General features: G+C 41.9%; 7 protein-coding genes. All 7 read left to right on the forward strand.

Annotated features, from left to right (window positions below; translation table 11 throughout):
• Nucleotides 1–101 precede the first annotated feature (101 nt).
• The 7 genes from Q0093_RS02205 to Q0093_RS02235 all read left to right on the forward strand — a co-directional run bounded on the left by Q0093_RS02205 (nucleotide 102) and on the right by Q0093_RS02235 (nucleotide 12175).
• Entirely contained in the window at nucleotides 102–3407 is a 3306-nt protein-coding gene (locus tag Q0093_RS02205) for a glycosyl hydrolase family 28-related protein (protein WP_297928295.1), read from the forward strand.
• A 538-nt stretch (nucleotides 3408–3945) separates the two neighbouring features.
• Nucleotides 3946–5166, forward strand: coding sequence for a site-specific integrase (locus tag Q0093_RS02210; protein ID WP_297928296.1), 1221 nt, complete (start codon nucleotides 3946–3948; stop codon nucleotides 5164–5166).
• A 12-nt stretch (nucleotides 5167–5178) separates the two neighbouring features.
• Nucleotides 5179–5562: a hypothetical protein gene (locus Q0093_RS02215; protein WP_007760057.1), complete on the forward strand. Its 384-nt coding sequence runs from the start codon at nucleotides 5179–5181 to the stop codon at nucleotides 5560–5562.
• Nucleotides 5563–5828: 266 nt separating this feature from the next.
• Complete coding sequence (locus tag Q0093_RS02220; RefSeq protein ID WP_032944020.1) at nucleotides 5829–7070, forward strand: primase-helicase family protein; 1242 nt, start codon at nucleotides 5829–5831, stop codon at nucleotides 7068–7070.
• Between the two features lie 251 nt (nucleotides 7071–7321).
• The gene (locus Q0093_RS02225; protein WP_032944028.1) at nucleotides 7322–8293 is read left to right on the forward strand and encodes a toprim domain-containing protein; all 972 of its coding nucleotides are present in this window, start codon (nucleotides 7322–7324) and stop codon (nucleotides 8291–8293) included.
• 234 nt (nucleotides 8294–8527) lie between these two features.
• On the forward strand, nucleotides 8528–9835 hold the full coding sequence (gene mobV / locus Q0093_RS02230; protein WP_008142057.1) for a MobV family relaxase: 1308 nt from the start codon (nucleotides 8528–8530) through the stop codon (nucleotides 9833–9835).
• Between the two features lie 327 nt (nucleotides 9836–10162).
• Complete coding sequence (locus Q0093_RS02235; protein ID WP_009018055.1) at nucleotides 10163–12175, forward strand: ATP-dependent RecD-like DNA helicase; 2013 nt, start codon at nucleotides 10163–10165, stop codon at nucleotides 12173–12175.
• Nucleotides 12176–12177: the final 2 nt, after the last annotated feature.

Below are 12177 nucleotides of genomic sequence, written 5' to 3' on the forward strand. Positions count from 1 at the left end.
ATCTATTTAATCATAATTTAATTCCTTTTTTATTCCAAAATAAGAAAATTCATAATACATCGCCCATATCTTTGTTTATCATTAATAAAATAAAATACACCATGAGAAAAAGAATACCTATTATTTCATTTTTATTTCTTTTTTGCTGTATAACAACAGTCTGGAGTCAGAGACCTGTCCCGACAACCATCACATGGGAATTGGCAACACCCAAATACCCTACACCGGATGCATTTGTTTATGCTTTTAATGTAAAGGAGATGGGGGCTAAAGGCGATGGCATAACTGACGACACAGAAGCATTTCAAACAGCATTAAATAAATTAAAACTTATAAATAACGTAGCAACCCGTTTTGGAGGTACAGTTTTTGTTCCTTCGGGAAAATATGTCATTAAAGGTAATCTAACAATTCCCAAAGGAGTCACACTTCGGGGAGAATGGAAAAAACCGGTAAAAGGAGAACCGATAGAAGGGACTATTCTAATGGCATACAACGGACGAGATGATGCCGCCGGAACTCCTCTGATCACATTAGAACCGGCTGCCGGTTTTCGGGATATGGCAATCTGGTATCCGGAACAAACTGCAGACAATATCGTTCCGTATCCGGTTTCTATAAGAATGGGACGAAATGGGATTTTCGGAAACAATTTCTGCAATGTCAGAAACGTTACCTTGGTGAACAGTTATTTCGGAATAGAAATTTTCGATGAACAGACTGCCGGCTGTCCTGTTTTTTACGATATATACGGAACTCCCCTTTCGGTCGGTATAGAATTTGACAACATCGCTGATGTAGGACGTATAGACCGTGTCGATTTTTCTCCGGCTTACTGGAGCGGTTCAGGATTAGAGGGTTCTCCACAGATAGGAGGACCGCACGAACAATGGATTTATGAAAACGGAACCGGTATTATGATGCGACGTAATGACTGGTCTTACACTTGTTATGTCAACATCGAAGGTTATAATACCGGTTTCAATGCCGCACCTTCCACTGCGAGTCCGGGATCATTCCCTAACGGGCATAATTATGAGTTATCATTCAAAAACTGCAAAAACGCCGTAAAAATAGACGCTATTTCCAATGCCGGAATTTTATTTTCAAAAATACATATCGATGATTGTGACAATGGATTTGTCATTTCTCCGGGTGTCGGAGCAACGCTTCACATGATGGGATGCGACATCTCGACAAATCAAAATGCAATCACGACAGATAAAGAAGCATCTACACGTGTCATGATGCAAAGTTGTGAAATAAAAGATGGCGAAATAAATATAAACGGAGGTATCTTATCTTGCACCAGTTGCGATTTTAATAATAGTTCTCCACAAATACATATAGGTACCAATGCTCAATATATTATTACAGGAAATAGATTTAAAGAAGCTTGTAATATCGATAATAAATCTCTTTTTAAAGGGTATATCGATCATTCTCCGATTACGGTAAAACCATTACCTGAATTTCCTCAGATTAGTCACGATACACAAAAACAAAAACCGGAAAGATTGACGTTGTATAAAGCAGAGATGAAAAACGGCGTAGATCCTTCCGGAAATTCAGATTGTACCTCCGGACTTCAAAAATTATTAGATCAAGCGGCTGCAGAAGGAGGAGGTATTGTATTTTTGCCTCCGGGAACTTACCGATTTAACGGCAACCTAAATATTCCTTCGGGAGTAGAACTAAAAGGAGCAATCGATAATAGTACCACTCCCGTAGGCGGAGGTAGCATTATACAAGTATATAACGGTAAAGGCGATGAAAATGGAACTCCATTTATCACCATGCAAAAAAATAGCGGTTTACGAGGAGTTACCATTAACTATCCGGAACAAAAATCCTCTCTCCTGCCCGATAATATATTAAAATATCCTTATACGGTACAAGTACAAGGAGAAGATGTGTATATTGTCAATATTGCCATTCGCGCTGCTTACAGAGGATTCGATCTATTTACATACAAATGCGACAATCATTATATCGACTATATTTCAGGGCATTCATTCAATACCGGAATTCGTGTAGGCGGAGGATCGGAAAATGGAAAGATATGCAATCTACAATACAATCCGATCTGCTATACAAACGGTTATGAATCGAAATTCGGCAGTTTCCCAAATTCCGTAAAAGAATATGGAGACATTGCCGGAAATTATTGTTTCGATAATTTCGACTGGTTGGTTTTAGGCGATTGTAAAAACGAACTGTTATACAATGATTTTGCTTTCGGAGGACAACGAGGAGTAGTATTCATTCAGGATAATGGAAAAGGGCCTCAAGGGACAAGTGTCGGATTAGGAATCGACGGAGCACGCAGAAGTATGTATTTTGGAGGAATGTCTTCTGAAGGATTTGAACTTATAAACACGCAAGTAGTAGCAGTCGCTAAAGGCTCGTCTGATCTTTCAAACACAAAATATCTCGAACTCTCAAGCGATTTCACCGGTGGAGAAGCGACTTTATTCAATTCCGACTATTGGGGCAGTGCTAAACAAAGTATTTTGGCAGAAAACGGGACAATAAATCTATATAACGCATGGTTTCAATCTCCCGGAGAGAATCATTTTGCCGATTTGAAAGGAGGAACTGTAAATATCGTCAACTCAAGTATATCTACCCAAAATCCGTTATTGACAAATGGCAGCGAAACACATCTTTCGATCCAATCTTCTGTTGTCGATCCTTACAACAGTAACACAGACAACTGTATCCTCTGGAAAAATAATTTAGCGAATACGCCCGAACTGGCCGATGTCGAGATGTTGGACAGGAGCGGATGGATCGCTTCAGGATCTAAGAATAACGGAGATGCAAAAAACGCTATAGATGGAAAAGATGATACCCGATGGACCAGCGGACCGCAAAAAGAACCGGGAGACTGGTTTAAAATAGACATGCGGAGTCCTCAAAAATTCAATACGATTATTCTCGATACATCGAAAAGCCCGAATGACTCTCCGGCAAAATATGAGCTGTATGTTTCTAATGACGACCTTACATGGGGAGAACCCGTTGCAAGCGGTGTAGGCGGAGGAACACTGACGATTATTAATATGCCGACACAAGAAGCCCGGTATTTTAAAATAATACAAACCGGAGATACCAAAACAAATTATTGGTCGATATATGAATTAAAAGTAATCTACAATAGTACAGAAACCGGAATAGAAACATATACTCAAAACGAGGGTAATGTTTATTGTACAAACGGGAATATTTATTTAAAAGGATTCTCCGGCATCAATAAAATATCGATTTATAATCTTGAAGGGAAAAAAGTTTATTCTGCAAAAACAGATACGAACTATATAAAATCAGGACTTACTCCGGGTATATATATTATTCACATACAAAATGAAGAAAAACAATTTAGAGGGAAACTGAACATACAATAAAATAAATTGCAAATCAAGAGTAGAAGCAATAAACTTATTCGATCCGGAACGTAATTGTTTAATCTTGATTTTATTAGAATAAGAAATAAGACATGATAAAATAACCAATCGCAGAGAATAATTTGCGGTTGGTTATTTATTTGAACAATTATCTAAAATCACCACATCTGTCTACCTAAATTCTGCGCAAATATTTTTGAGAACCGTTTTCAAGGGTGTTTTTGTTCCCGATAAAGAATATAAGGATAGAAACAGGAAAACAGAGCAAAAAAATCAAAAATCTCTGGAATAACCTCGAAAAACGGGAGAAATGACGCTAAACGACTTAATATCAGAGTTGTTACGGTGTCAAATGATGACAAGCCGAAAAATCGGGAAACGCAAAGAAAAGCGGATTTAAGAAGAAGAATGGTTTGCAAATCATTACCCGTGAAAGAGTAAGATTTAACATATGAGAGATGCTATTGCACCGTTTGTCACCGATTTGCGTATCAAGGTCTAACTCGTTGATATTTAACTTTGCAAACAAAAAACGAGTATGACAAGAAGTACATTCAAAGTGCTGTTCTACGTGAACGGCAGCAAGGAGAAAGACGGTATTGTCCCCATCATGGGACGAGTGACAATCAACGGTACTGTGGCGCAGTTCAGTTGCAAGCAGACCATCCCGAAAACCCTTTGGGATGCGAAAGGCAACCGAGCCAAAGGCAAGAGTGCCGAAGCACGGAACGTCAATCTGGCATTGGACAACATCAAGGCGCAAATCATCAAGCACTATCAGCGCATATCCGACCGAGAGGCATACGTAACGGCTGAAATGGTGCGCAATGCCTACCAAGGGGTAGGAAGCGAGTATGAGACACTGATAAAGGCTTTTGACAAGGATTGCGCCAACTTTCTGAAACGTGTCGGTAAAGACCGCAGCATCGGCACGTACAAGGTCATGGTAAGGGCAAGGAACTATGTCGCAGCCTTTATCAAGTCATTCTACAAACGGACAGACATGTCCATGCTGGAACTTACACCCGACTTCATCAAGGAGTTTGCGGCTTATCTTACAGCTGAACGGGGACTGAAAAACGCCACCATCTGGCTGAACTGCATGTGGCTGAAAGGCGTGGTCATGCGTGCGCACTATAACGGACTGATACCGAGAAATCCGTTTGCGCAGTTCCATATCAGCCCGAATGTTAAGGAACGGGAGTATCTGACAGAGGACGAAATCAAAAGAATCATGGCGCACGAGTTTGACAACCCCACCCTCGCATTGGTGCGAGACCTGTTCATTTTCGCCTGCTTCACCGCCTTGTCTTTCGTGGATATGAAAGAACTCACAACGGATGAAATAGTGGAGGTGAATGGTGAGAAATGGATATTGTCGAAACGGCACAAGACAAATGTCCCGTTCCAAGTGAAGTTGCTGGATATTCCCTTGCAGATAATCGAACGGTACAAGTATCTGTCGGAAGACAAGCTGGTTTTCGGGAAAATCAACTATTGGACGATGTGCAAACAGCTGAAAAAGGTAATGGCGGAATGCGGAATAGAGAAGCATATCTCCTACCATTGCGCACGTCATACGTTTGGAACACTGGCTCTTAGCAAGGGGATGCCCATTGAAAGCGTGAGCCGTGTTCTGGGACACACGAACATTGTCACGACTCAAATCTATGCGAAGATAACCACGCAGAAACTTGACAATGACCTGACGATGTTCGGCAACAAGCTGAACGCATCGTTCGGAAGTGTAACCCCATAACCAAGCATAGCCATGAAACGAAGCATCATCACAACGGACGGCAACGGCAACATCACCTTGCCGACCGACATTAGCGCAACCGCCATGAGCGAATGGGAACTTTGCGACCTGTTCGGAGTAACCGCCCCGACATTCCGTGCAGGGCTGAAGGCTCTTTGCAAGAGCGGAGTTTTAAGGGAATACGGGATAAGGCGAAGCATACGGGTATCCGATAATTGCTGTATGGAGGTTTACAACCTTGAAGCGATAGTTACCCTCGCTTTCCATATCGGCACATTCGGAGCGGAACGGGTACGCAATGCCGTTCTTGAAAGACTGTACCTGCGAAAAGAGAAAACAAGCATCTTCTTCTCGCTGAATACCAACGGTATATCCAAATCCGAATACTTCTCGTAGCTGAATGCCTGACATTATTCACTCGGTAAGTCAGTAATTCATTAAGTCAGTACGACAGAACGACAGACGCTCTGATTTTTTCTCCCGAAAAGCGTAATCCGACATTTGCTTTTCGGGAGTTTTTCCGTTTGCACAGCCCCAAGCCATTGAACGTTTTTGTTTCGGGGGCTATTTGTCACCATTCTGCCGTGTTTTGCATAACAACCTATCCGATAATTGATTATATTTTTGCAGCTGGTAATTTTCAAACTTAAAACCATTTGATTATGTCAGCTATCGAACAACAAGACAGCCACAGATCGCCATCGGATGGCGGCATGGCAAAGGAAGAATTTATCCGTGTCGGGACAACGCTCTACAAGATTGTGGAGCAACCGAGACTGAACGGAGGGTATGTGAAGAAACGCATCGCATGGAACAACGAGACCCTGCGACAGGATTACGGCAAGGATTACATCGGCAGCGTTCCCAAGTATGACGGCTTCTGCACCGTACCCGAACACATCGGCTACCGTTCCGTGGTCGGCAAGTTCCTTAACCTTTACGAACCGATAGACCACCGACCGCAGGAGGGCGATTTATCGCATATCCAATCTTTGGTACAGCACATCTTCGGGGAACAATACGAGTTGGGGATGGACTATCTACAACTGCTTTACCTGCAACCGATTCAGAAGTTGCCTATCCTGCTGTTGGTGTCGGAAGAACGCAACACGGGCAAAAGCACCTTCCTGAACTTTCTGAAAGCCCTTTTTCAGAACAATGTGACTTTCAACACCAACGAGGATTTCCGCAGCCAGTTCAATTCCGACTGGGCTGGCAAGTTGCTTATCGTGGTGGATGAGGTGCTGCTCAACCGCAGGGAGGATAGCGAGCGGTTGAAGAACCTCAGCACCACACTTTCCTATAAGGTGGAAGCCAAAGGCAAAGACCGTGACGAGATTGCGTTCTTCGCCAAATTCGTGCTGTGTTCCAACAACGAGCATCTGCCCGTAATCATAGACGCAGGGGAAACACGCTATTGGGTGCGCAAGATAAACCGCTTGCAGTCCGATGATACCGACTTCCTGCAAAAGCTGAAAGCGGAGATACCCGCCTTTCTCCATTTCCTGCAACACAGAAAACTGTCCACCGAAAAGGAAAGCCGGATGTGGTTCAACCCCACATTGCTGCATACAGAAGCCTTGCAGAAGATTATCCGTAGCAACCGCAATCGGCTGGAGATAGAGATGTCGGAACTGCTGCTTGACATTATGGTTGCAATGGATGTGGATAGCGTTTCATTCTGCCTTAACGACCTTGTCGTACTGCTGGTGCACTCGCAGGTAAAGGCGGAAAAGCACCAAGTGCGTAAGGTGGTGCAGGAGTGCTGGAAACTAACACCTGCACCAAACGGGCTTACCTACACCACTTATCAGGGCAATTACAACAGAAGTTGTCACTATGAGCCGATAAAGAGGGTGGGACGCTTCTACACCGTCACAAGGGAGCAACTCGAATCCCTGTAATACTATCATTTTTCTGTTGAATTGTTGAATATGGGTATAAATACACTGACAATAAACGATATACATTCTCAACAAAATTTCAACAAGCCAAAAGAGAAGTTGAGAGACCACCGACACCCGTTTGTGGATTTCTCTTTTGGTGAGCGGTTTGTTGAGAAGATGTTGAGAGGTTACGAGGCTGTATATAAACATATTACATCAACAGTTCATCAAATCAACAAATTTTCATCAACTTCAAAACCGTATGTAATATGACAATCCAAGATGTAAAGCAAATCAAACTGGCAGACTATCTGCAAAGTCTGGGCTATACGCCTGTAAAGCAACAAGGCAGGAACCTGTGGTACAAATCACCGTTACGGGAAGAAACGGACGCATCGTTCAAGGTAAACACCGAGCTTGAAAAATGGTACGACTTCGGCATCGGCAAAGGCGGTAATATCATTGCATTGGCAGCGGAACTCTACCATTCGGGAGATGTAGCCTATCTGCTGAAACGCATAGAGGAGCGGACAGCATACATCCGCCCTGCATCGTTCTCTTTTGGCAGACAGCATTCCGACAATCAGCCTTATCAGGGATTAAGGGTTGGTGAGTTGTCCTCTCCTGCTCTTATCGCCTATCTGCAAGAAAGGGGAATAAACATCGGACTTGCCAAAAGAGAATGCAGGGAGCTTCGGTTTATGAATGCCGACAAACCCTATTTTGCCATCGGCTTTCCGAACATGGCAGGAGGATATGAAGTGCGCAACAGATACTTCAAGGGATGTGTCGCCCCGAAAGACATCACCCATATCCGACAGCAGGGCGGACAACGATGTATGTGTTACCTGTTTGAGGGGTTCATGGATTACCTTTCATTCCTTACCATCCGAGTAGAAAACAATCCGCAACACCCGCGATTGGACACACAGGACTATATCATATTGAACTCCGTTTCCAATCTTGCAAAAGCGGAAAGCATATTGGAGACCTACACCCAAGTCGGCTGTTTCCTTGACAACGACACGGCAGGACGGAACACCTGCACGAAACTGAAAGAGAAGTTTGGGGAACGCCTGCTTGACAAGTCAATGTACTATCGTGAGTATAAGGACTTGAACGACTACCTGTGCGGTAAGCCCTTGTCCCAATCGGCAGAGCCGATAAAGGAGAAGAAGCAAGTCCAATTCGCAAGGCGGATGATGCAGCCACCGAAAAAGAAAGGGGGATTTCATCTGTAATATGCACGTTCGCTTTCCCAAAGGTATTTAGACAGAAATACCATAGCTCAATAGGGCGTTTTCTTCACGCATTACTCCGTAACGCTAAAAACACCCTATCGAGCCAAAGGGAAATCCCTTTGGAAACCCTGTGCAAACGAGTGCAGCAAGGACTCATTTGCATAATAAACCCTGTGAACCGATGCCACAGGCAGAGAGAAGAAACATAACGATAACCGCAAAAATAGAAATAATATGGGATATTTTTCATTGGACATAAAGAAAGCAAAGGGGACATCGGACACCACGCAGTCCGACCATATAGAGAGAAAGATAATACCTAAAAACGCAGACCCGACAAGAACACATCTGAACAGGGTGCTTGTCGAATACCCCGATGGCGTTCACGGCAGGGATGAAGCGATTGCCCACAGGCTGAACACGGCAGGCATCAGACGGAAAATCACACACGACCAAGTCCGTGTTGTCCGGGTGGTTTTATCGGGTACGCACGAGGACATGATGAACATACAGGAAAAAGGAAAGCTTGATGAATGGTGCAACGACAGCATCCAATGGCTTCAAGCCACATTTGGCAAAGACAATGTGGTTGCTGCCCATCTGCACATGGACGAGAAGACTCCACACATCCACGCAGCCGTTGTTCCCATCGTAATAGGTGAAAGGCGCAAAGCCAAGAAAGAACAGACGGACGGCAAGCGCAAGTACCGCAAGAAAACAAATTCCGTCCGTTTGTGTGCCGATGACCTGTTCAACCGCCAGACCTTGATTGCCTACCACGACAATTACGCAAGGGTGATGACGAAATACGGATTGCAACGTGGGGTACGGGGCTCGGAAGCACGGCACACTACCACCATGCAGTATTATCGGGACTTGAAAAAGAAGAATGAAACCCTTGAAACCGAAACCAGACTATTGCAGGAGAAGAAGACCAAAGCGCAGGAGGAGTTGAGACAGGTAAAAGCGGAAATCCGCACCGACAAGTTCAAAAGCGCAGCCACCGATACGGCAACCGCCCTTGCAAGCAGTGTGGGTTCTCTTTTCGGAAGTGGAAAAATGAAATCATTGGAACGTAGGAACGAGGACTTGCAAGACCGCATCCTTGAACTTGAAGACGAAGCCCGACAACGGGAACGGCAACAAGCCGAACAGATACAGGAGATAAGAAACGCTTACGAGCAACAGCACCGTAAGCTGTCGGAGTTTACAGATTTTGTCAGACGCTACTTTCCGTATGTGGAGAAGCTTATACCTGTGGTAAACTTCCTACGTGAACGTTTGGGTTTCAATGACGGAATAATCAGAAGACTGTGCGAGTTCAAGGAGGTCGGAATAAAAGGTAAACTCTATTCTTCCGAGTTTAACCGAAGTTTTGATACCCGACATTCTGTCTGCTCCATCAAACAGGATGAAAGCGGTAAATTCGATTTCAAGATAGACGGGGTTTCACATGTGAACTGGTTCAGAAAGAAGATGAATGAGTTTAGGGAAGCCATGGGAATACCTAAGCAGAAACAAGATAGAGGTATAAAACTATAAATCAAAGGAACGGCCGTAATAATCTGCCTGTATTGAGCGGATTATCACGGCTTTTTTATACTTTTGCAAATGGATTGAGACAACTCTGTCCAAAGACATATGAAAATAGAAGAAGCGTTATGCTCATCTTGTACTTGAAAACGTAGGAAATTTTCAATTAGATGCAAGGATAGCATAGTGGTTCTCACGCATATAGCGTGGGCTGCTATTGTTACATCTGCATCTATGGTTTCCTACGACCTTCAAGTAAAGAGTGTGGCATACAGTTCCACGCTTTTTAGTTTAGCCTTATGGTGACAAATATGAATAACATAAAATGGAATATAAATGATATTAACTGCACAACAGAAGCAAGCAATGATAATGATTGAAAAGTTCATTGCAGATAAAGATAGCCAAGTATTTATTTTGAAAGGATATGCAGGTACAGGTAAAACGACATTGATTCGTAGTATTGCAGATTATTTATCTACTCAATCTTTACATATTCAGTTAATGGCTCCGACCGGACGTGCTGCAAAAATATTACGTTCTAAATTACCAAATTATGGTGCTTCTACTATTCATAGGGGAATCTATAATTTTTCTCATCTAATAGTGGAAGAATCTGAAGGAACACTTAAATATATATTTCCACTTAAAGATAACCACGAGAGGTGTATTTATATTATTGACGAAGCCTCCATGATTAGTTCTCGTGAATCAAAGAATGAACTTTTCCAATTTGGTACAGGAGTATTAATAAAAGATTTACTTAGTTATGCAAGATTAAACTTCGGTGGAAAGGTAATTTTTGTTGGTGACCCTATGCAGTTGCCTCCCGTAGGTGATGATTGTTCTGTTGCATTAGATGAAACTTATTTTGATATACTAGAAATGAATGTATATTCTTATGAGCTCACAGACATTGTTCGTCAAGATAAGAATAGTTGTATTTTGGCTAATGCTACAATACTTCGTGAGTTGATTCGGAAAAAAGAACGAAATCGCCTTGTGTTCAAGAAAAAGGAACATGAAGTAATGGATATTGGAGCAATGGAAGTTGCTAAGAAATATTGTGAAGATCCAGAACAATCGTCTGCTATAGTTTGTTTCTCAAATCAACAAGCAGCTGATTATAATACGGCTATTCGTAATATAATATTTCCTGAAACGAATCATGTGGCGGTAGGAGATAAATTGATGGTAGTATGCAATAGCTACTATTATGATAAATGTGAATTATTGAATGGTGATATCATAACTGTAGTAGAAACATCAAATGATATTATCTCTCAGTCTGCACCTATTTGGACTGAAAAAAATGGGAGAAAAGTAAAAGAAATCATTACGCTTGATTTCAGAGAAATAAGTTTTCAAGTAGAAGATGGTAATATTTATAAACGCTATATTATTGATACATTACTCCAAAACAAGCGACCTTCACTGACAATTGACGAAATGAAGGCTCTTTATATCAATATGGTAATGCGTATGCGTACGGAGAAAGGATTGACTAATCCTAAATCTGAAGAATTTACTAAGGCAATGTGGGGAGACCCTTTCTACAATGCTCTTCATGTAAAGTACGGTTATGCTTTTACATGCCATAAATCACAGGGTGGTGAATGGAATACAGTTTATGTAGATTTTTCAAGACGCACAGGGCTTGATGTGGATAGCCTTCGTTGGAAATATACAGCGATAACTCGAGCTTCTAAGATGTTATGGTGTATTAATCTTCCTGATGTAACACCTATTACATCTCTTAAAATAACCCCTATCAATAAAACTGCAAAAACAGCTGTTAATGCTTTATCTTTTGATAATATAGAGGATACACCTTTTCATCCTTCATCAATATTACCTTCAGTAAAATGTAAATATTGGTCTGTTGTAAAGAATATGAATGGAACTCTATATTCAGTAAAGAACGTTATCTGTAAACCTTGGAGAGATATTTATGAAGTAAATACACCAACCGGTATAGTAAGAATTGATGCAATATATAATGGAGCAGGTCTGTTTACAAAATATGAAACAGATGCCAATGACACTGAGTTGTTGTTTTTCTTCCAGAATGATGAAAATATCAAATATAAAATAGACTATCATCCATCTTTGGAGTCATTAAAGATGCTACATAGTCGCATGATTTCTTTGTGTGATGAATGTGGTATCATATTAACAAATGTGGTGGAAGAACATTACCAACTCGTATATTATATGAAAGCTTCTGGTAATTATGCTGCTATAACTTTTTTCTTTAATGGGAAAGGGTTTATTAACTATGCTGCTCCACTTTCTGATATCGGAGAAGCTGATATTAAACTGTCACAACTCATAGAAAAATTAACATAATA

The sequence above is a fragment of the uncultured Coprobacter sp. genome (genome assembly GCF_947855755.1).
In the GTDB taxonomy this organism is placed as follows: Bacteria; Bacteroidota; Bacteroidia; order Bacteroidales; family Coprobacteraceae; genus Coprobacter.

Coding starts and splice junctions, on each gene's coding strand:
- Q0093_RS02205 (WP_297928295.1), top strand. CDS start 102: ATGAGAAAAAGAATACCTATTATTTCATTTTTATTTCTTTTTTGCTGT.
- Q0093_RS02210 (WP_297928296.1), top strand. CDS start 3,946: ATGACAAGAAGTACATTCAAAGTGCTGTTCTACGTGAACGGCAGCAAG.
- Q0093_RS02215 (WP_007760057.1), top strand. CDS start 5,179: ATGAAACGAAGCATCATCACAACGGACGGCAACGGCAACATCACCTTG.
- Q0093_RS02220 (WP_032944020.1), top strand. CDS start 5,829: ATGTCAGCTATCGAACAACAAGACAGCCACAGATCGCCATCGGATGGC.
- Q0093_RS02225 (WP_032944028.1), top strand. CDS start 7,322: ATGACAATCCAAGATGTAAAGCAAATCAAACTGGCAGACTATCTGCAA.
- mobV (WP_008142057.1), top strand. CDS start 8,528: ATGGGATATTTTTCATTGGACATAAAGAAAGCAAAGGGGACATCGGAC.
- Q0093_RS02235 (WP_009018055.1), top strand. CDS start 10,163: ATGATATTAACTGCACAACAGAAGCAAGCAATGATAATGATTGAAAAG.